Below are 22473 nucleotides of genomic sequence, written 5' to 3' on the forward strand. Positions count from 1 at the left end.
ATCTTTTCAAATCCCTTTTTAAGGGATGGCATGCCTTTGCCAATATGCAATATAATGAATCATTGCATGTTAGCCGCACCCGTTGGATGCGTAATTTAAATAATGGTGTGCGCTTCCTAGGTCAACAGATTGCCGTCATCATCCCACTCAGCCAGTACCCCACGCTTACTTTGATCCACGCATTTGGCTATCCATTCCGGATCATAGGCCATGCCGTGCTGGTCCAGAATATCTTGGGGTACACCGTCCCATACATTAGGCTGGTTCCCTTTATATCCCAAATCGGCTATACCCACCTTTGAGGTATAGTACCCCGTCATAGTCAATGCTCGCATCAAGTGGAAAAATTGAATTTCAAGGGGTTGTTCGTCCAAAGGAACTTCCATATCATGAAAGCAAATAGTATCCAAAATCTGTTTCTGCTGCTCCAAGGTAGCGGACTTAAACTCACTACCGAATTCCGTATTGCTTTTGTGGTCCAGCCACATTAAACCACCCAACAAAGTATTCTGCATTTCTGGAACATCCTTGCCCATAAATTCAATAAACTCCGGCACCTCTGCTTCAATAGGACCACCATGCGGTTCCTTTGGCGGCAAAATAACCGTACTTAAAACTGCGATAGTCTCCATCTCATGATCGTTGAACAACTGTTCCTCGTTCAACTTGTCGATACGCTTAAGCTCTTCGGGCGTCCGTCCAAAATATTTGGTATCGTCGGTGGCCGGTATTTCTTCGGAAGTCTTGGCACCTTCTGTGTTGCAGCCATGGAAGGCCAGAGCCGATGCTCCGGCGCCAAGAATAATGGTCTGTAAACTTTTTCTCCTATCCATGCTTAAATATTTTGTTGTTTCAATTGATCTATTATGTAATCACTTGCCCTCCATGACAAAGCCATGATGGTCCAGGTACAGTTTTTATCCGCTTGGGAAACAAATGGTCCGGCATCCACTATAAATACATTGTCCACATCATGGAGTTGCTGGAACTTATTAGTGACCGATGTCTTGGGATTATTCCCCATTCGAGTGGTGCCTACTTCATGTATTATCCTCCCCGGGGCTTCCAATCCGTAATTATTCTCCGCACCTGGTTTATTGCCTAGAGGTTCACCACCCATGTTGTGTATTATTTCCTCAAAAGTATCTTGCATGTGCTTGGCCTGTTTTACTTCAAAATCAGACCATTTATAATTGAACTTCAAAACAGGAATACCGAACTGATCCACTGTGGTGGGATCAATTTCACAATAGTTTTCCTTTCGGGCAATGCCCTCTCCCCGTCCCGCCATGCCAACTACGGAGCCATAGTACTTCTTTACATCTTTTCTTAAACCTTCACCGTAACCCCCAACAGGAAGTCCAAAAAACTTATTGAATTCATTTGGGTTCATGGCAAAGCCATAATTGGGTTGTCCCATACCGCCCCAAACCTCAATGTGGTAACCTCTTGGAAAATCCAATTTGGAGTTATCGCCCCACCATGGTGAATACACGTGCATGCCTCCTACACCATCTTCGTTGTAGGATACTTTTCGGTTCATTAAGGCCGGTATAAAGCCTCCACGGCTTGCCCCGGTAGAATCATGGAGGTATTTACCCACTACATTACTACTGTTTCCAAGGCCGTTGGGATGCTGTTTGCTTTTACTATTCAATAGAATGCGTGCCGAGCTACAGGCAGACGCCGCCAAAACGACTACCTTGCCTTTCAACTTATATTCTTTTCTATCGTCCTTGCTGATATAGGATACTCCAGTGGCCTTTCCTTCCTCATTTGTGGTTACTTCACGAACTACGGAGTTTACAAAAATCTTGACCTTGCCCCCGTTTTTCTGCGCGGGAAAGATTAAACAACTGCCTGCCGAAAAATCTGCATACACGGAACAAGAGCGCCCACATTGTCCACAATAGAAACAGACCCCCCTATCATTATTGATCTTTTTGGTCAACATGGACATCCGGGAAGGATAGACGGGAATACCACTTTTTTTTGCCCCCTTAATATAAAACAGTTCGTGAAGCCTAGGCTTTGGTGGTGGAAGAAAGAAACCATCGGGATCATTTTCAAGACCTTCATTGGTTCCAAAAACACCAATCAATTTATCTACCTTGTCATAATATGGTTTAACTTCATCATAGCCAATAGGCCAGTCCTCACCATGTCCGTCCCTGGTCTTGCCTTTGAAGTCCTTAGGGCCAAAACGCAATGAAATGCGCCCCCAGTGATTGGTTCGACCTCCCAACATATGCGAACGAAACCAATAAAACTCAGTGCCTTCCGCTCTAGTATAGGGCTCTCCTTCTATTTCCCATCCTCCGTAGGCCATATCCCATTCCCCGAACGCCCTATCCGTTCCGGCACCCCTACGCGGGGATTCATAGGGCCATTTAAGCTGTGTCATTGTCTTTGGATCGGCCGGGTCAAAAAATGGGCCGGCTTCAACAACAGCGACATTGAGTCCGGCATCAGCGAGTTGCTTAGTAGCCATTCCACCACCTGCTCCAGAACCTACGATAATGACATCATATACTTCGGAAGATTCTTTAATCTGCATCATGTAATTTATCTGATTGGTTTACGAATTATTTTTGTGCGGTATAAGTTACATCTTTTCTCCAAAGATGGAATACCGATTTCTTTTTTGATGGAAAATAAGAAGCAAAGGACAAAAAATGATGACGATTGCTCATGATATATTTAGGACGTTTCCTCTCCATAGCATTGATTACAACACACGTTTTATCCCTGAAAAATCCTGTCGATATTGAGTCGGTGTACGACCCTTGCTTTTTCGAAAAACCCTATTAAAGTTAGCAATGCTATTGAACCCGCACATAAAAGCAATCTCCGAGATGCTTAGGTCTTTTTCAATCAACCAACGCGAAGCGTAGCCTATCCGGACATCGTTCAAATATTCAACAAAGGTCTTCCCGGTTCTTTTCTTGATAAACCGATTGAAGGAAACATTGCTCATATTAAGTAGTTCAGATACTTCCGAAAGGGTAATTTTGGAGGAATAATTCTCTTGGATATACTCGTAAAGCAGTTTAATCTTATCGCTATTCTCAAAGTTTTCAAGATGTATGGTCGATGTTGAAAGTAATCTTTGGTTCCGGGAGTTGGCAAGATCGTATAAAATGGAAAGCAGCTCCAAAAAATAATCGATACCACCCAGTCTGGATACTTTTATTATCCTTGGGGCCATTGCCTTGGTGGTTTCTTCCGAAAACAAAACCCCATGTAGGGAACGATCAAACAAGTCCTTTAAAGGTTTCATAATACTCCTTCTCAAAAAAGCCTCATCGAACAAATCCTCGTGAAATTGTACGGTAACCTCACGGATGTTTTTCTGGGTACACTTGTGCTGTTCCCATCCATGATATAGGCTAGAACCAATGAGAACAAGCTCTATATTCCCAATTTCCTCAATGCTATCCCCAACTATGCGTTGTACTCCTTTTCCTCCTGAAATAAAATTAAGTTCCATTTCTGGATGGAAATGGACCGGGAAATCAAAAAAATCCTTGGTCCTGTCAAAAACCAAAAAACTATCCAAACTGGATAGCGGAGTAATTTCGCGATGTATTTTTTTTAGAATTTCCAAGAATTGTCCTATTATTTTGCCGGATTTAGTCATTCAAATGATAAAATCCTATCAGAGCAATATTAACAATTTTTTTAGATTTGAAATTAGATTTAGCCTAAAAATGTTACGTTATATTGCCAAAACTTTAAAAATCAATATTTTGATTTATCATTTTAACAATTTTTATCTGTCCCTGATCGAACAAAACGTCATTAACATATGCTAAAAGGCATAGATATTATAATAATACTTGCCTATCTTCTGGCAACAGTTGTCATAGGCTTGGTCCTACGAAAGAAAGCCCGACGAAGTAAGGATGATTATCTCTTGGGAGGAAAGTCCCTGCCTTGGTATATGTTGGGGCTGTCCAATGCCTCTGGAATGTTCGATATTTCAGGGACAATGTGGTTGGTGACACTCACCTTTGTTTACGGGCTCAAAAGCATCTGGATTCCCTGGCTCTGGCCTGTTTTCAACCAAATCTTTTTAATGATATACCTTTCGGCATGGTTAAGAAGATCTAATGTTACTACAGGGGCGGAATGGATTTTCTTTCGTTTCGGTGAGGGCAAAGGGGGCAAATGGTCGCATACCGTTGTCGTCCTATTCGCCATTGTTAGCTGTTTGGGATTTCTTGCCTATGGATTTATTGGTTTGGGCAAGTTTGTTGAAATCTTTATCCCTTGGGAAGTTATCAGCCCCTATATTCCGTTTGACATTGCCCCAAAATTCGTCCCCCACTTTTACGGAACCATCTTTACCCTATTTGCGGTGTTCTACTCCGTTCTAGGTGGCATGTCCGGAATAGTATGGACCGATTTACTTCAGTTTACGATAATGACCATCTCCTCCATAGCTATTGCCGTAATCGCTTGGGTGGCCATGGGCGAGCACACATTGACCGTGCCCGAAGGTTGGATGGATCCATTTTTTGGATGGACTTTGGATATGGATTGGACCGGAATCATTTCTGAAGTAAACGAGAAAATAGCTTCCGATGGATTCTCCTTGTTCACCATTTTCTTTATGCTTTGTGTTTTCAAGGGAATTCTTTCCAGCGTTGCCGGACCCGCGCCCAATTACGATATGCAAAAGATACTCTCTACCAAATCTCCCAAGGACGCAGCTAAAATGAGTGGTTTTGTCTCCTTGGCCCTTATGCCCACCCGATATTTGATGATTGGTGGATTCGGCATCTTGGGAATTCTTTTTTATGACCAACTCGATTTACAGCGCGGTGGCCTTATTGATTTCGAACAGATTCTACCATCGGCCATAAATCAATTTGTACCTGTAGGGTTAATGGGACTATTGTTGGCCGGACTTTTGGCAGCTTTTATGAGCACCTTTGCGGGAACCTTAAACGCAGCACAGGCCTATTTGGTCAACGATATCTATCTCCGCAATAAAAAGGATGCCACGCCCAAGCAGGTTAATAGAATGAATTACGCCAGCGGCATTATCGTTGTCATCGTAAGTATTGTCCTAGGCTTTTATGTAAAGGATGTGAATTCTATAACACAATGGATAGTATCCGCCCTTTGGGGCGGTTACATCGTGTCCAATATTTTAAAATGGCACTGGTGGCGCTTTAATGGGGAAGGCTATTTTTGGGGTATGTTATCGGGGTTGATTCCGGCCGTGCTTTTCCCCTTAGTATTTCCAGATACCTTAGAGTTATACCTTTTCCCCTTACTACTTGTAATTACGACATTAGGTTGTGTTATCGGAACCTATACCGGAGCTCCAACAGATGAGGCAAAACTTATCGATTTTTATAAGAAAACACGCCCTTGGGGCTTTTGGAAACCCATAGCTACCAAAGTGTTGGTCGAAGATCCGGATTTCAAAAAAAATACGCTCTTTAAAAGGGATATGTTCAATGTGCTTGTAGGCGTTATCGCCCAAACATTATTGGTCATCATACCTTTATACCTGATTCTTAGGGAATACAGCTCTCTGTTGATATGCTTGGCCCTTCTGGCCGTATGTGGAATCTTGCTTAAGAGACTATGGTGGGACAAATTAGATCAACAACTATAAAATACCTACTCTATGATAACCGTTGGCCGAACAAAAAAAATCAAGAACTATGACGCCTTGATGAAAAATCACAAAACGCTTATCCAAAAAAGGAATACGCCCATTAGTGAAGATAATGGAATTTATAACAGATATCAAAACCCGATTATAACAGCGGCCCATACCCCGGTACACTGGCGGTATGACCTCAATACACAAACCAACCCACATGGCCTGGAACGCATAGGTATAAACGCGGCCTTCAACGCCGGGGCCATTAAATGGAAGGGGAAATATCTTTTGATGGTACGGGTTGAGGGAAATGACCGTAAATCGTTTTTTGCCTTTGCGCAAAGTGATAATGGACTGGATAATTTTGAGTTTTGGGACAAACCGTTTTTATTGCCCCAAAACGAGAATCCGGACATTAACGCCTATGATATGCGGTTGGTACAGCACCAAGATGGTTTTATTTACGGCATTTTTTGTTCTGAACGAAAAGATCCCAATGCTTTGGAGACCGATACCTCAGCTGCCATAGCCAATGCAGGAATCATTCGATCAAAGGATCTACAAAATTGGGAACGGCTGCCAGATCTCATTTCAAATTCCAAACAGCAGCGTAATGTAACCCTTCATCCAGAGTTTGTAAATGGCCGGTACGCCATTTATACCAGACCGCAGGACGGTTTCATTGAGACTGGTTCCGGAGGTGGAATCGGTTTGGGCTTCATTGAAAACATGACCCACCCTGAAGTAAAGGATGAGGTCATTATCAACAACAAACAGTACCATACGGTTTATGAGCTTAAGAATGGTCAAGGACCATCGCCTTTAAAAACCAAGGATGGGTGGTTGCACTTGGCACACGGGGTCCGGAATACAGCAGCCGGACTTCGCTATGTACTCTACATGTTCATGACGGATTTAAAGGATATCACCAAGGTCATATACCAACCTGGGGGATACTTTATGGCTCCCAACGATACGGAAATTTACGGGGATGTGGGGAACGTACTGTTCTGCAATGGATGGATTGCGGATGAAGATGGCCGTATCTTCATCTATTATGCCTCATCCGATACTAGAATGCACGTGGCAACATCCACTATTGACATTTTGGTGGACTATTGTAAAAATACCCCTCAAGACAAATTGAGTACCAATGGTTCCGTGCAAAACATTTTGGCTCTCATCGAAAAGAACAAGGGACTATATTGAATACATCCCTTTATATGTTTAGTTTTTTGAGTTTGTAAACGACGCCCTTGATTACGCTATCAAGGGTGTCTTTTTTGATAGTCAAAAGTCCTGTAGCTGTGCCAGGGCTTCCTCAACGGTTTTTACCGGAAGTTTACAAGTGCTATTCTGACAAACATAAATGAAGGTGCTGCTTTCTTTAAACCTGTCTTTGAACAAAGGGAAGTCACTTTCCGATACACTGCCCACAACCAAAGTATTGGGGACGTTTTTTTGATTCAGATTGCTTACCAAGGGAGTCGCATTTTTGCCAACCACGGCAATCTCATAATACGGGAAGGTATTATGGAGCAACAAGGCATTCCACTGGGAATAGCTTGCCGCACTTTCCTCGATGGACGGTATCATAGAAGAAAGCATAGATTTTGATTTTTCCAGAAAATCGGCATCGTAAAGTATATGTCCCAGCGCAAACAGGTTATGCGCCATTACCGCATTGGGCGATGGCAACACCCCATCATCCGTTTTGATAATCCTTGCGATGAGTTCATCGTTCCTGTTAAAATGGTACATTCCGGAAACTTTGTCCAAAAATTGGTCCTGCACTTTTTCAATCAAGGTTCTTGCAAAATCTAGATATGATTCATCCAAGGTTACACCATAGAGATTAAGCGATGCATCGGCCAAAAAAGCATAATCTTCCAAAAAACCACTGATGTGCCTTCCGCCTTTCTTGTAGGAATGGACTAACTCCCCATTTCGATAACTCTTTTCCGTAAGAAATTTAAATATGGCCTCGGCCTTTTCCAAATGGCTGTTCTGACCAAATGCCTTATACGCATCCACAAAGCCATTGATCAAAAGGGCATTCCATGAAGTGATGATCTTATCATCCAAACCCGGAGGAACCCTTTTCATCCGCGCTTCCATAAGTTGTTCTTTCCAGTATTTTTTTGCAGAATCTAAATCATTCCTTGATATATGATTTTCTTTGGAAAAATCCGAGTCCTTGGCAAGTATATGCAGCACATAAGTATCCTCCTCCCAAGCATTTTCCGCTTTCACGTTATAATATTTGGCAAATAGTTCGAAGTCCTTTTTCAAAACAGATTTAAGTTCCTCTTTTCCCCATATATAAAACTTTCCTTCCTCTCCCTCGCTGTCAGCATCCAGGGCAGCGTAATACCCCCCCTCTGGATGCTTCATCTCCCGTTCCAAAAAAGCTATGGTCTCCAACACACTATTCCTGTATTCCAATTCATTATAAACGGTAAAGGCCTTTGAATAAAGACTTAAGGCTTGTGCGTTGTCATACAACATCTTTTCAAAGTGTGGCGCTTTCCAATTTGAATCAGTACTATAGCGAAAAAAACCACCACCAATATGGTCATAAATACCTCCTGATATTATCTTGTCCAACGTATTTTTTACATGGGCTTTTGCTAAATCGTCTTTGACCAAAAGTCCGTAATCCATTAAAAAGCTTAGATTTATCGGAATCATGAATTTTTGTACTCCCTGATCACCGCCCCATTCCAAATCCCAGAAGGATTTCCAACTTTCCACAATTTTTTGCAGAGCCTCTTTGTTCAATAGCCCAAAGTCGGCCGTCGGTTGTATCAAATTGGCTTCTTGTATCCCTCGAGCCACCATATCTGAATACTCGGCGGCTTTTTCAGGGTTGTTTTTATACATAACAGTTACCTTGGACAAGACCTGCTTCCATTGATCTTTTGTGTGATAGGTATTACCGTAGAGCGGTTTTCCGTTCGGTAATGTAATTACGTTCAACGGCCATCCTGAGTTACTATTGATCAAGCGCACAAAAGTTTGGTAGATATTGTCAATATCCGGGCGCTCTTCCCGATCTACCTTAATACTAATAAAGTTTTCATTCATTATTTCGGCGACCTCCTCGTCCTCAAATGTCTCTTCTTCCATAACATGGCACCAATGGCAGGAAGAATATCCTATGCTGACCAAAACCAATTTGTTCTCCTTTTTGGCCTTTTCCAAGGCTTCCTTGCTCCATGGACGCCAGTTTACCGGGTTGTGGGCATGCTGTAATAAATATGGGCTTGTTTCATTGGCCAAGTCATTGGTATACTCATATACCTCGGACCGCGTCCTGACCTTTTCCCGACATGAGAAGGCAAAAAATAGAAGTACAAGAAAAAAGTTCACATAAAAAAGTCGCCGCATAAAGATCCACTAGCTCGTAATCATTAAAATTCCGTTTTAAAATATAGGGATATGTTAACGTAACACTATTGTTAGTCACTGGTAAAACAGGAGACCGGCAAGCCTGCTCCGCTGAACAAGTTTGGCTCAGCGATATTGTCCCATGCATAACGGACCTTACCCGGTGCTTTTACCTCTTTTGAAGATAAGATTATCTTGTCGTCCTTAATGATTGCCTTTGCCGGATAAAATTGACCATCATTACCGGCCATTTCAAAATGGGTAATTTTTTTTCCTTTTGAGAACAGCCCTTCGGCGTTGTCAAAGAAAATCTCTACCCTCCTTCCTTGAATCACCATTTTACGAAACAACGGACTATGAACGGAACCTTCAATTTTTATATAGTGGTCCTTTAAGGCAATATTCGCCAAGCGAAGCCCTACATCTTGCTTATTCGGTGGATGAATATCATCTATCGTGGCAATATCGCTCGTAACAACCATTCCGCTGCGAGGAATCATTTCCAATGCTCTTCGCTGTTGGTCGCGAATCAAAACTCCTACTTCTTCGGTACCATATTTGTAAGGTGCAATTTGCACATAATAAAATGGAAACTCATAGCCCCATGCTTCGCGCCACGAACCTACCATTTTGGAAAATAACTTCGCATATGTATTGGGGTTGGCCGTATTGGATTCTCCTTGATACCATAAGGTACCGGCAATCTTAAACGGGACTATCGGATGGACCATGGCATTGTAAAGGGCGGCGGGAAAACCAGGACTCCACCTATTGTCCTTTACCGCCTCGGCAGCCGCCTTAAGATCTCCATAGCCTTCAAATACCGAAACGGGCGTCCAAACCTCGGCAGGAGTACCACCCCATGCATTATCGATTAGTCCTATGGGCACATTCAATTCACCTTGAAGCCTACGTGCAAAAAGGTAGGCCACAGCACTAAAATCCTTCATGGTATCCGGGCTACATACCTCCCAGTTTCCGGGAACACTTTCCTGAGGAAACCTCGAAGTGCGTTTAGGGATGGTCAGCAATCTTATATTCGGGTAATCCGCATTTCTAATCTCCTCTTCAGCATTGTCGATTCCGGCATTGGTCGTTGCGCTCCATTCCATATTGGATTGACCGGAACAAAGCCAAACCTCACCCACCAAAACGTTCTGCAATACAATTTCATTCTCTCCCTTAATCCTAATTTCATAGGGACCGCCTGCTTCCGGAGTCGTAATAAGAACCTTCCACTTGGTATCCAAGGGGGTTTTCACCGTATATTGTTTTTGGTCCCATCCCGTAGTAATCGTGACTTCCTCGTTAATATTACCCCATCCCCAGAAACTCACCTCGGTATTTCGCTGGAGCACCATATTGTCCGAGAAGATATCCGGAAGTGTAACCTCAGCTTTTAATAAGTGGGTCCATGACACCAAAATCAGTAGTGAAAAAAGTTTGGCCTTCATAATTACATGGTTTAGCACAATTGTTACTAAATATACTTATTTGGCACAAATTGTTAACATTATATTTTCTAAAATGATTTCAATATCTTTAGTACCCACAGATAATCAATACAATGACAAACAAGGATCCAAACATTAAAAGAAGACAATTTCTTAAAGGTACAACGGCGGCCATGGTGCTCTCATCTTTCGGGGTTTATGGTTTTGATCTAATGAATAAGGAAAAGCCAGTCCGTGTGGGACTCATAGGAACGGGATGGTACGGAAAAAGTGATCTTTTTCGTTTGATCCAAGTGGCCCCTGTAGAAGTGGTTTCCCTGTGTGATCCGGATAACAACTTGCTTACGGAGGCTGCGGAATTAGTAAGCCAACGGCAGAAATCGGGTAAAAAACCTAAACTCTACACTGATTTTCGTAAAATGCTTGCAAAAAAGGATTTGGACCTAGTCCTTGTGGGAAGCCCCGATCATTGGCATGCCCTACATGGTATTGAAGCCATGAAATCCGGCGCACATGTATATTTGCAAAAGCCTATAAGTGTTGATGTAATCGAAGGGGAGGCTCTTGTAGCAGCGGCAAGAAAATACAATCGAGTGGTCCAAATCGGTACCCAGCGCAAAAGCACCCCTCATTTGATCGATGCAAAAGAACGTGTTGTCGAAGCGGGGTTGCTAGGTAAAATATCCCATGTGGAAATGTGTTGTTATTTTCACATGAGGGCCAATGGTAACCCACCTGTACAGGAAGTACCCGATTTTTTCGATTATGAAATGTGGACAGGCCCGGCCCCTTTGCGCCCGTACGATGGCCTGCCCCACAAACGCTGGTGGCGTACCTTCATGGAATACGGTAATGGCATTATGGGAGATATGTGTGTCCATATGTTGGATACGGTCCGTTGGATGCTAGATCTGGGCTGGCCCAAAAAAATTAGCTCTACCGGGGGTATTTATGTCCAAAAAGATGGGAAATCCAATATAGCGGATACCCAGAGTGCCGTATTTGAATATGACGGCCTTAACTGTGTTTGGCAGCATCGTTCCTGGGGAAGTCCGGCAGATCCCGAATATCCTTGGTCATTTAAATTGTACGGGGACAAAGGAACTTTGGCCGGAAGCACCATGCAAGCGGATTTTATCCCCTACGGCGATGGAGAACCCATACATTTTGATGTGCTGTACGAGAAGGAAAAGTACCCGGAGGACGTAACAGAAAAGGATATTGAATTGAATGCGGCCCCGGCTACCCGATGGCACATGAAGGATTGGCTATCCGCCATCGATAAAGGTACGTTACCCGTGGCCGATGTTTTGGACGGACACATTTCCACGGCCAGCTGCATCCTTGCCAATATGGCCATGGAGCTGAAAAGACCCTTGGTGTACGACCCTGAAAAAAGAATCGTGGTCAATGACCCGGAAGCCACTGCACTACTACAAAGACCATATCGCGGTGATTGGGAGCATCCACATCCTGATCAATTTGAGAATTAGCGCTAGCACTCTTAATAGTCCCGTTACTTTGGATTGGATCCAAGGTACTTATTTTGCCCAAATTGGGAGTTCGGCCGTAATGCCCATAGTGGGCAATATGATAAAGTAGAGTAATAAAGGAAGTAATACAATACAAATTAGGTTTAGCCAAAAACCCGTTCTTGCCATATCCGCTACCCTAATCCGGCCACTTGCAAAGATTACGGTATTCGTACCCGTACCGGAAGGCATCATAAACGCAAAGGAGCACGCAAAGGTAGCAGGGACCATGACCAAAAGTGGATTTATACTGGCTGCCACTCCCATTGCGGCCAAAACGGGTAGAAATATCGTAGCGGTAGCGGTATTGGAGTTTACTTCCGTAATAAATATAATCAGGGCAACGATACCTAATAGGATGAAGAATTCCGGGAAGTTTCCTATGACCAAAAAAGAGCCGCCCATCCATTCTGCCAGACCGGTGCTTTTAAACCCTGAACCCAAGGCCAAGCCACCTCCCAAGAACATGGCCACTCCCCAGGGTACATTGCACGCAGTTTTCCAATCCATTAATTTCTTTCCTTTTCCATCACCAATCAAAAACAGAAGGATAGCACCAAAAAGAGCCACCGTACTATCATGAACATAATCTGCCACTCCCAGAAGATCGCCCCATCCTGGAAGGACAAAGTCGCCCATAATCAAGTCTTTTCTAAAAACCCAACCCAGGGCAGTGAGCAGAAAAATTATCAATACTCTCTTTTCTCCTGGCCCCATTGCTCCTAGGCGACTTATTTCATTAGCAAGCTTGAAGTTGATCAATTTTGCATCCCTTTGTATTCCCATAAAAAAAACCAGATAAATCCAAATAACTGGAATAAAGATAACCACCATGGGCAAGGCTATTTTCATCCAGTCCACAAAACCAATTTCGGGTGCACCCGGATATAGTTTGTCCAGTAATCCCGCAAAAACCAAGTTGGGCGGTGTTCCAATAAGGGTACCGGTTCCCCCAATACTTGCGGCATAGGCAATCCCCAACAGGAGGGCCAATCCAAAATTCCTAATATCATTTCCCCTTTGACTTTCAATGAGTGATGAAGCAATGGGCAACATAATGAGAACCACGGCCATATTGGTAATCCACATGGACAAAAATGCCGTGGCGACCATAAAACCTAAAATAATCCGACGTTGGTCCGTGCCTAAAAGACCGATAATGCGTAATGCTATTCTTCTATGAAGATTTTGTTTTTCGATTCCTTTGGCCAAAATAAAGGCCCCCAATAACATAAGCACATAATTATGACCGTACACCTTGGTAGTTTCAGCTGAATCCAATACTCCCAATACAGGAAATAGTACCACAGGTAGAAATGCGGTAACGTAGATGGGAATGGCCTCCGTAACCCACCAAACCACCATTAACAGGGCAATTGCCCCCATTCTTTTTCCCTCCAGGGAAAGGCCGTGTGGAATAGGTAAGGCGAGAACTATCAAAAACAATACTATTCCAAGCCAGAGACCGACATTATGTGTAGATTTCATGGATTTGACTTAAAATCCGAGCTATTTTGTTGAAGATTTACCACAAACTTTGCTTGTACCTTGGCCTACCCAAAATCGCTATACTTGAAAATGATTCTGAGAACTTCTTTATCAGCAAATACCAAAAAAAGATGCTCGGACCTATCAAAGTTTTTCCAACTTGGCAACAATACTATCGAAACAATCCTTTAGAAACTTTTCCTTATCAATATCCTTGTAAATGTATACATCCTTGTTCTCAAAGACATCTACTTTTACTTCGGTCACCCATTCCGGATGTAGCATGGCCTCTATCAAGGCAATATCCCAAAGCACACGTTCTTCCCTTCCTCCGTCATCATGATTGAACCAATGTTGTACCAAATAATCTCCCAAGGCGTGCTTTCCCTCCAGAAGTTCTTTGGTTTTCGAAAACTTGGATTTCATCTGATTTACCTCACTAACGGGAAGAATATGCATTTCTACTTCAGAGGACAATAGGAACTCTGCGGCTTGAGGATCCATCATCGGATTGAAGTCGGTACGCTTGGAGATATTGTTCTTAAAATCATAAGTAGTACCCAACCAATACAATTTTATTTTTGAATCGATGGTAGGGTCGATATAGACCGCAGACGCAACATTGGTAAGGGCACCAAGGGCAACAATCGTTAATTTTTCTCCGTCCGTTTGAAGATGTGCCTCCTTAATAATGTTGTATGTTGCCGCCGAATGCAAGGCCATATCCCCCCAATCATACATTCTTCGATGGCCTCCCCGTAGAAGTTTTGTGTTTTCCGGCTTTAAGTATGCGGCCAATACCTGATTTATTCTATGACCTTCTTCCATACTGCGATCGGAAGTCCACTGACTGGCCTGCCATTGCGTGGCGTTCAACGCCTGAATTTCCCAAGTAGGCTCGGCAAAGGCACGAACTATGGCAAATGGGTCATCCACTTCGTTCGCCGTATCCGCATCCAAGATAATCTTAGTCTTTTGCTGGGCCTGAACTATGGATACAGTGAAAAAAGTAAAGGCCAATACGTATAACATATAGAGTTTCATGGTTGGTATTATTAGTATATCGCTAATATATCCAATACTTTTAGAAAAACTTTCCCGGCCAAGATCAAAAAAATAGGTTTTGGTAGTTTTGTAACAGAAAACGCCAAAAACAAGTCAACCCTTATGGATATGTAGTAATCACTTATTCCGCAATTGGGTTTGGGGGAAATCAAACTTTACATCAATAATGCATCAAGTTAAAACAATATGAAAAATCTATTGATAGCAGCCTTTCTATTGGCTCAAGTTTCATGTCAGCAGCAAGTCTCGGAAAAAGAAGATATTGCCGCCATCCGGGATCTTTTGGAAATCCAGGCAAAATCCTGGTCCAACCACGATATCGAAGGTTTTATGGAAGGATACCAAAAGTCCGATTCCATAGCCTACTTTGGGAGTGGAGGCATACGCTATGGTTATCAGGCCATGTTGGACAGTTACAAGGAAAGGTATCCTACCAAGGCCCATACGGGGGTACTTACATTTACGCTTCATGACATTTCAAGGGTTAGCGAAGATGCCTATTGGGTAATGGGCGAATATCATTTGACTCGGGAAATTGGGGATGCCAATGGCACTTTTATGATTGTCCTTAAACGAATCAACGGGGAGTGGAAAATTATTGGTGATTCCTCCTGCTAAGAATTGGGGAATCAGTTAAATTTTCGATCGGGGGCAAATGGCGTAAGCTCCATATCAGGTTTTACCACATCTATCAGTTGTTGTACAAATTTGCCTGTTGCAGGTCCTAAACTCCATCCCATCATGGCATGGCCAGTGGCTAGAATGAGATTGGAGAAGCCTTTGAATCTTCCTATGTAGGGCAGCCCATCCGGGGAGACAGGTCGTAGTCCCATCTTGGCTTCACTTTTTTCTTCAGCCGTTATTTCAAGTTCTGGATAAAACCGTTGTGCCCCCTTGGCTATAGCCTCAACCCGCTCCTTACGAATAATCTGGTTTATACCGGAAAACTCCATTGTCCCCGCAAATCGAGTAAATCCACGCATTGGGGTAACTGCCATTTTGGACTCCATAAGAATGGCCGGCAGGGTAATTCCTGTATCCCTGGATACATTAATACTATATCCCTTACCCGCCTGTAGTGGTACTATCTTTCCCAATTTTTTGGCGATTCTACCACTCCACGACCCTGCGGCCAAAACAATTTCATCGCCCTGGTAAGCGTTTCTTGAGGTCTGTACTTCGGTTATTTTGCCTCCTTCTATGGTCAAGTCCCGTACCTCTTCATTAATCTTAAATCTTACACCAACACGCTGTAGATATGCTACCATTTTGGGCATGAACTCGTTGGGGGTGGTGTGTCCATCGCATTCATAGTAAATCGCTCCTTGAGCATTAATCTTTACTTCAGGTTGCAGTCGCTCAAGTCCCGAGGAATCCACCTCGGAAACCTCCAGCCCCAGTTGTTCGGCCTTCTTCGCGACAGCAAGTTCATGTTCCTGAGCCGCCTCTGTTTGGTATAGCATTAGTAGTCCTTGGCGTTCCAACTGAAAATCACCCAAGTCTCCTGAGGTCTTGATATCCTGAAAAAGTTCCCTACTCAAAAGATTGATTTCCTTAATGACAGGAATGGCCTTTTCCACTTTGGCCTTGGTCGAAGACCTGTGGAAATACCAGGACCATTTTAAGAAATCCAGGTCCCAGCGGGGTTTGATGTACAAGGGGCTAGAAGAGTCCATCATCCATTTCAGTCCTTGCATCAAAACACCTGGTGCCGCCAAGGGGACAATATGACTAGGTGTTAAATACCCTGCATTTACAAAGGAAGCTCCGGAACTGATATCGGATTTATCGATTACGGTAACCTCATGGCCCGACTTGCTCAAAAAATAAGCGGAGCTTAATCCGATTATACCGCCTCCTATAATTATGATCTTTTTTCCCATATTAAATTACCTGAAACCCATGGGCATAGGGATCGTCCTCGTCAATGGTTATGGTATTGTATCCATAAATCCTGGCCCATCCCTTTATACTGGGTACAATTGCAGTTTCTCCCGATAGTTTTGTCTCTTTCTCGACCCTTCCCTCGAATTTGGATCCTATAAAACTCTCATGAACAAATTTGTCCCCAACAGACAACTTTCCCTTAGCATACCACTGGGCCATCCGTGCTGAAGTACCCGTTCCACATGGTGATCGGTCAATGGCCTTATCCCCATAAAATACTGCGTTACGCGCGGTGGCATCCGATGATAGGGTGTCCCCCGACCACATGATATGACTTACATCCCTAATTGTATCGTCTTCCGGATGAATGAACCGATCAGGATATTTAAGATTGATTTTCTCACGGATTTCCTGGCTAAACCCGATCAATTCACTGGCCGAAAAATCCTGTAGGCCCGAAAAATTGGGCTGTACATCAAAAATAGCATAGAAGTTACCACCATAAGCCACATCAAATCTTAATTCTCCCAATGAACTACAACGCACAAAAAGTTCCGAAGCTGCGAGATAGGACTTTACATTGGTGAGCTTTACCCATTCCACTTTATTGCTCCCTAAACCATACTCTACCTCAACCAAACCGGCGGGTGTTTCCATACGTATCCGTCCCGGCACTTTTGGTGTAATAATACCTTCCTCGATCGCTATGGTGATGCTACCGATGGTACCGTGCCCGCACATGGGCAAACAGCCGCTCGTTTCAATAAAAAGGATACCCAAATCATTATTAGGATCCGAAGGTGGGTATAAGATGCTTCCACTCATCATATCATGGCCACGAGGCTCGAACATAAGTCCCCTACGAATCCAATCATATTCCTTTATGAAGTATTGCCGCTTTTCCGCCATATTGGAGCCCTTTAGTTCCGGACCTCCTGTCTTTACCAATCTTACCGGATTTCCACAGGTATGGGCATCGATACAGTTAAATTTGTGTACGGACATATTGAAGCTAGTAAAAATTCATTGGACCATTGTATCCAAAGGATGATTTGGTTCCTCACCTTGGTCTATTTTCAAAAAGATAAGGATACCTTGTAAATCGTCAAATTTTTGAAGTGGTATGCCTTCCATTTACCAATCTCATGATATCCAAAGGATTATCATCCTTTAAAGCATCAGGCAAGGCCTGTTGCGGCCAATTCTGATACGAAACAGGTCTCACCCAACGTAGAATGGCCGAGGTCCCGACCGAAGTAAAACGGCTATCCGTACTCGCCGGAAAGGGCCCGCCATGCTGCATGGAAGGACAGACTTCAACACCGGTAGGGACACCATTAAAAATTAGGCGCCCTACCCTATTCCGCAAAGCTTCGGCAATGGGGCCGTAGCTTTGCAGTTCCTCCTCATTTCCTAAAATAGTCCCGGTCAATTGGCCTTCCAATTGATCTATTACCTTTTCCAGTTCATTTATATCCTCACATTGTACCAAAATAGAGAATGGTCCAAAAACCTCCTGATGTAATTTGGGATTGGCCATAAAATCCGAACCATCTACCATCAATATCCGCTGCTTTCCATAATTAGGCGGTGCTTCTGTATCAATGGAAGCTACAATCTGCGTTTCGGACTGGGAAGAGAGCTCTTCTTTTCCTTTTTCATATCCACTATAAATGTTCGGATGCAGCATGCAGCCCGGTTCAATTTTTTCTATCTCCTTTCCCAAAATGGAAGCAAAAGCATCCAATTCATTACCCTTGATTCCCAGAAGTAATCCAGGATTGGTGCAAAATTGTCCCGCTCCCAAGGTAATGGAGCCCGCGTAACTTTTTGCCCAAAGTCCGCCGTTTTCCCCTAATGCCCCGGGTAGTGCCACGACGGGATTAATACTACCCATTTCCGCAAAAACCGGTATAGGTTCCTTACGCTCATTGGCCAATTGGTACAATGCGGTTCCACCCCGGATACTACCCGTAAAGCCAACACCTTTAACATTAGGGTGCATCACCAACTTTTGGCCCACTTCAATTCCACTACTATTCAGATTGGAAAAGACACCATCTGGCATTCCTGTGCGTTCAACTGCACGAATAATGGCCGAGGCCACCAGTTCTCCGGTACCTGCATGCATGGGGTGACTTTTTACAATGACAGGGCACCCCGCTGCCAACGCGCTGGCCGTATCCCCACCGGCCGTTGAAAAGGCCAATGGAAAATTACTAGATCCAAAAACAACGATGGGACCTTTAGGAACCAGCATTTTTCGAATATCCGTTTTGGGTAAAGGCTGACGCTCCGGCTGCGCGGTATCTATGGTAGCGTCTACCCAGGAACCTTCTTTCAACAAGTCGGCAAAGGCCCGTAATTGTCCCATGGTTCGGCCCCGTTCACCTTTTGCACGACCTTCGGGAAGTCCTGATTCTTGTATATAAACCCGTATCAATACATCTCCAAGGTTTTCTATTTCCTCGGCAATCGCAATTAGAAAATCCGCTTTTTGTATTCCTGATGTATTTCGGTAGGCCTTGAACGCGGATTTTGCCTTCTCCGCGGCGGTATTGATTTCCTCATCCGTAGCTTCGTGAAAATTCCACTCCGTCGGTATGTTCAATTTTGGGTCGAACGTGCTATAAGTAATGCCCCCTTTAGCCGAAAGCTCGTTACCCACATAATTTTTGCCCGTTATCATGAATAATTATTTTTTGATTATTTCTGTGAACGATTTTTGCAGTCCGTCGAAGATAAAAAACAAACACTAAAAGGAAGCGTATTGTCCAGAATTTATCTATGGGAGAATTATTTGAGGAATTTGGCCAGCGACCTGTAATCCGGTAATTCCGGTCGTGTACGCAGTCCCTCTTCTATAATTCGCAGAACGCGATCCCTTTCCGGTCCTTCCAATTTTAGTCTTGGGGGCCTTACATGTTCGGTACCAATACCCGTAGCCACTTCCGCCAACTTAATGTTCTGCACCAGTTGGGGGCTAATGTCCAGCTCCAAAAGTGGAAGGAACCAACGATATATTTGAGTAGCCTCCGCAATCTTGCCTGCTTTGGCCAGCTCGTAAATAGCCACAGTCTCCGAAGGGAAGGCACATACCAATCCGGCTACCCATCCATCCGCCCCCAGTAAAAGGCTTTCCAAGGCCAATGGATCTACGCCGGTGAGAATTTTTAAACGTTCTCCAAATCTATTGCGCAACCTACCGATATTGATAATATCCCGGGTTGACTCCTTTACCGCTCCTATATTTTTAAGCTCCAACAATTCTTCGAACATATTACAGGTCACCTCGATCTTATAATCTACCGGGTTATTGTAGATCATAATAGGCAAGCCAGTGTTTTGGGCCACTTCCTTAAAATAAATCACAGTTTCACGATCCGTGGCCTTATAGCGCATGGGCGGAAGGACCATTAGACCGTCCGCTCCGTGCCTTTCCGCATTTTGGGCCGCGGTTATGGCCGCCTTGGTAGCCTGCTCGGCTATGGTCATCACTACCGGTATACTGCCGGAAACGGCTTCTAAGGTCTCCTTTATCAAAACCTCCTTTTCATTTTCTACAAGCGTGCTGGCCTCCCCCAAAGATCCTCCCAGAACAATGCCATGCACACCCGCATCTATTTGGGCTTCAATGTTCTTATTGAACATTTTTAAATCCAATTCATCGTGCTCCGTGAATTTAGTAGTTATCGCGGGCATAACGCCCTCCCATTTTACTATCATAGCCATACTATATTGAAATTTATGGGGAAACTAATTCTTACCCAAAAGATACGCAAGGAAACCAGGGGCCAAAATTGAAATATTTACATCTTTTCTTGATAAGGGTACAAAGCCAGTTTAGCATTTGGTATCTACCAATGCACTCTTGAACGAGGATGCGGCAAAAATTTACTCAAATATGGTCATTGGAAACGCCAGGGAATCTCAAATCCAGCCAAATTTTTGATTCAGTTTCTGTTTACCCTAAAGGTAATTCTCCTGTTGGTGATTACGTTCGTTGGGGGTATGAGATTAACCTGTACGTCCACGGAAGGATTGTCCGCTGTTGTGTTGGAATCCGTTTGATCCTGGGTATTCGTTATGGTGTTGGTATAGGTCATGGAGGAAAGATGAATATTTGTGATGTATGCCCTGGCCACAAGGGTCATGGTAGCTACCTCCCCTCCTACCATTGTACCTATGTTCCAATTGGGATAGCTAAATGATCCCTTGGAAACCGTAGCGGAAACAAAATCCAGCCCGTTGGGCAATACATCCGTAATCTGAAGATTTGTCAACGCATCAAAACCCAAACTTTCGACTGTTATATCAAAGGACACCAAATCGCCATCATTAACGACCAGATCTGTAGTTGTTTTGTCCAAAACAATGTCGGGATCACAGTAATATACTTGAATCGCGTTGGAGTCATAGCTACAGGAGCCCTTGGTAACCCTAAGAAAATACTCCCCTGCAGACGTAGCCAAATACGTAGGTGACGTAGCTCCTGGAATCAAGACACTATTGCCATACCATTGATAGGCATCGAAGACTTCCCCGCCGGATACCTCCAAAGTAGACCCTGGCAGACAATTGCTTCCGCTTATTTGGAGATTTACATTGGGCAAGGTATCAAAGCCTGAGAAATAACCCGCCAATCCCCTAGCACCATTAAAACCAAAAAAACCCACCGCAATAGGGCCCGAAGATTGAACACTTACATCTCCGGTCAAATTGGGAACATAGAAAGTCTTCCAATCGGAGGTCCCGGCTACCGTGTTCGAAGAAGGTAGCGTAACGGTACCATTACCATCTGTTACAATAATGTTGCTATTGGGTGTTGTAGTCGATGCAATTATGGTTACACCACCGGAAACATTTATACCTGCTGCATCCCTGATATTGGGAATATTGTCCATGGTGTCCGGCAGAAGGCAATTTACTGGTGCCACAAAATTCAAACCTTGGGTATACACCTGGCTTGAACCCGCCATACATTGGTACGCATAAACATCCTCTGAGGTCTGCACATACATATTGGCCCCTACCGAGTTGGATGAATAGTTGCTACTAGGTATCTCCAGATAGTCACCATTATTAATGGTCGCTATAGGTGTGGCAGATCCGTTTACGTAGATTTCCGTATTATCTTGAGTAGCAATAATCAGCGGAAATTCAGTCTCTCCACCGGATCCTCCATTTCCCCTAACAAATACATATTCCCTGCCGAGACTATTCTCGGGTACGGGTTGGTCTATACCGGCATCCCGGTTACTCGCCCCTGCTTGTCGCCCGTAATTCAATGAGCCGTTACTGATAACAATATTCTTGTCGGAAACGATCGAGGCGCCGATCCAACCATCTTCATGGGCCGGGGTTGGGGAATTGCCAATATAGGTTTCAAAGACAAAGGATTCATTGGCGTCCAAAACAATTTGATAGGTATCCGCAGTAATTCCGGCAACATTAGACCCTACCCGAAATTCACAACCGGGGTCATATCCAAAAACATCGATCGTAGTGTTGTTCTCGGTGGCCATGATTCCCAAAGTATTGGATTTTGAAACATGGCTGCCCAGATTGGGAACGCCGCCCCATTTGAAGCTTGTGCCCAAGGCGGCCCTTCCTTTGGAAGTCAACGAAGCTGCTTGGGAACCTGATCTACCCCTATAATTTACATAGAAGTTGTTGCCCCCAGGAGCTTCAAAACGCAATCCACTATTGGTCAATACTACACCTGTATTGGTATTGTTTACCAAGGTTACATTGTTGTCCCCGTTACCGAGATTGTATGTGGCCGGACTCGTGTTGGAAATCGAAAAGGAAGTAACCGGCGTGGCATTGGTACCTTGATAGACATTGACCGTGAATGAAGTGGTCTCCGGTGTGGATAGGTAAACCGCTTGCTGTTGAATAGCGCCGTTATTCTGGCCTTGTTTGAGCGGCGGCAAATAATGCAAGTCACTGAGCTGCCCATAGGAAATGAATCCCAACAACCCAAAAAGAAGAAAAAGATGCTTTTTTTTTAACCACATCCGGAAAAACAGAC

General features: G+C 43.9%; 16 protein-coding genes. 4 read left to right on the plus strand and 12 right to left on the minus strand.

Annotated elements, in window-relative coordinates:
• Positions 1–116: 116 nt before the first annotated feature.
• From Q0993_RS21605 to Q0993_RS21615, 3 genes are all read right to left on the minus strand, one after another.
• Positions 117–833 carry a gluconate 2-dehydrogenase subunit 3 family protein gene (locus tag Q0993_RS21605; protein WP_299537445.1) on the minus strand — a complete coding sequence of 239 codons (717 nt, stop codon included), beginning with the start codon at positions 831–833 and terminating at the stop codon, positions 117–119.
• Positions 834–835: 2 nt separating this feature from the next.
• Positions 836–2557 (minus strand): GMC family oxidoreductase, encoded by a 1722-nt coding sequence (locus Q0993_RS21610; RefSeq protein ID WP_299537564.1) that lies wholly within the window; start codon positions 2555–2557, stop codon positions 836–838.
• A gap of 171 nt (positions 2558–2728) precedes the next feature.
• Positions 2729–3607, minus strand: a complete 879-nt coding sequence (locus Q0993_RS21615) for an AraC family transcriptional regulator (RefSeq protein ID WP_299537447.1) — start codon at positions 3605–3607, stop codon at positions 2729–2731.
• Positions 3608–3808: 201 nt separating this feature from the next.
• Between Q0993_RS21615 and Q0993_RS21620 the strand changes: the two genes are divergently transcribed.
• Both Q0993_RS21620 and Q0993_RS21625 read left to right on the plus strand, forming a co-directional pair.
• Complete coding sequence (locus Q0993_RS21620; protein WP_299537449.1) at positions 3809–5632, plus strand: sodium:solute symporter family protein; 1824 nt, start codon at positions 3809–3811, stop codon at positions 5630–5632.
• Between the two features lie 12 nt (positions 5633–5644).
• Positions 5645–6832, plus strand: coding sequence for a glycosidase (locus Q0993_RS21625; protein ID WP_299537453.1), 1188 nt, complete (start codon positions 5645–5647; stop codon positions 6830–6832).
• An 81-nt stretch (positions 6833–6913) separates the two neighbouring features.
• Here Q0993_RS21625 and Q0993_RS21630 read toward each other — a convergent pair whose 3' ends face one another.
• Both Q0993_RS21630 and Q0993_RS21635 read right to left on the minus strand, forming a co-directional pair.
• Positions 6914–9013, minus strand: a complete 2100-nt coding sequence (locus Q0993_RS21630) for a thioredoxin domain-containing protein (RefSeq protein ID WP_299537455.1) — start codon at positions 9011–9013, stop codon at positions 6914–6916.
• A gap of 71 nt (positions 9014–9084) precedes the next feature.
• Positions 9085–10467, minus strand: a complete 1383-nt coding sequence (locus Q0993_RS21635) for a sialate O-acetylesterase (RefSeq protein ID WP_299537458.1) — start codon at positions 10465–10467, stop codon at positions 9085–9087.
• Positions 10468–10580: 113 nt separating this feature from the next.
• On the opposite strand from Q0993_RS21635, the gene Q0993_RS21640 reads away from it, so the two are divergent.
• The gene (locus Q0993_RS21640) at positions 10581–11960 is read left to right on the plus strand and encodes a Gfo/Idh/MocA family oxidoreductase (RefSeq protein WP_299537460.1); all 1380 of its coding nucleotides are present in this window, start codon (positions 10581–10583) and stop codon (positions 11958–11960) included.
• Positions 11961–12008: 48 nt separating this feature from the next.
• On the opposite strand, the gene Q0993_RS21645 is transcribed toward Q0993_RS21640, so the two are convergent.
• Both Q0993_RS21645 and Q0993_RS21650 read right to left on the minus strand, forming a co-directional pair.
• Positions 12009–13487, minus strand: a complete 1479-nt coding sequence (locus Q0993_RS21645) for an SLC13 family permease (RefSeq protein ID WP_299537463.1) — start codon at positions 13485–13487, stop codon at positions 12009–12011.
• A 144-nt stretch (positions 13488–13631) separates the two neighbouring features.
• Positions 13632–14531, minus strand: coding sequence for a nucleoside hydrolase (locus Q0993_RS21650; protein WP_299537466.1), 900 nt, complete (start codon positions 14529–14531; stop codon positions 13632–13634).
• 207 nt (positions 14532–14738) lie between these two features.
• Between Q0993_RS21650 and Q0993_RS21655 the strand changes: the two genes are divergently transcribed.
• The gene (locus tag Q0993_RS21655; RefSeq protein WP_299537468.1) at positions 14739–15170 is read left to right on the plus strand and encodes a nuclear transport factor 2 family protein; all 432 of its coding nucleotides are present in this window, start codon (positions 14739–14741) and stop codon (positions 15168–15170) included.
• Between the two features lie 11 nt (positions 15171–15181).
• Here the strand turns inward: Q0993_RS21655 and Q0993_RS21660 are convergent, their stop codons facing one another.
• From Q0993_RS21660 to Q0993_RS21680, 5 genes are all read right to left on the minus strand, one after another.
• Complete coding sequence (locus Q0993_RS21660; RefSeq protein WP_299537470.1) at positions 15182–16435, minus strand: FAD-binding oxidoreductase; 1254 nt, start codon at positions 16433–16435, stop codon at positions 15182–15184.
• Position 16436: 1 nt separating this feature from the next.
• Positions 16437–17444 carry a 4-hydroxyproline epimerase gene (locus Q0993_RS21665; protein ID WP_299537472.1) on the minus strand — a complete coding sequence of 336 codons (1008 nt, stop codon included), beginning with the start codon at positions 17442–17444 and terminating at the stop codon, positions 16437–16439.
• 100 nt (positions 17445–17544) lie between these two features.
• Positions 17545–19128: an aldehyde dehydrogenase (NADP(+)) gene (locus Q0993_RS21670; protein ID WP_299537474.1), complete on the minus strand. Its 1584-nt coding sequence runs from the start codon at positions 19126–19128 to the stop codon at positions 17545–17547.
• A gap of 107 nt (positions 19129–19235) precedes the next feature.
• Positions 19236–20165, minus strand: coding sequence for a dihydrodipicolinate synthase family protein (locus Q0993_RS21675; protein WP_299537567.1), 930 nt, complete (start codon positions 20163–20165; stop codon positions 19236–19238).
• Positions 20166–20392: 227 nt separating this feature from the next.
• Positions 20393–22459, minus strand: coding sequence for a DUF11 domain-containing protein (locus tag Q0993_RS21680; protein WP_299537476.1), 2067 nt, complete (start codon positions 22457–22459; stop codon positions 20393–20395).
• Positions 22460–22473: the final 14 nt, after the last annotated feature.

The sequence above is a fragment of the Ulvibacterium sp. genome, assembly GCF_028285715.1.
Classification (GTDB): Bacteria; Bacteroidota; Bacteroidia; order Flavobacteriales; family Flavobacteriaceae; genus Ulvibacterium.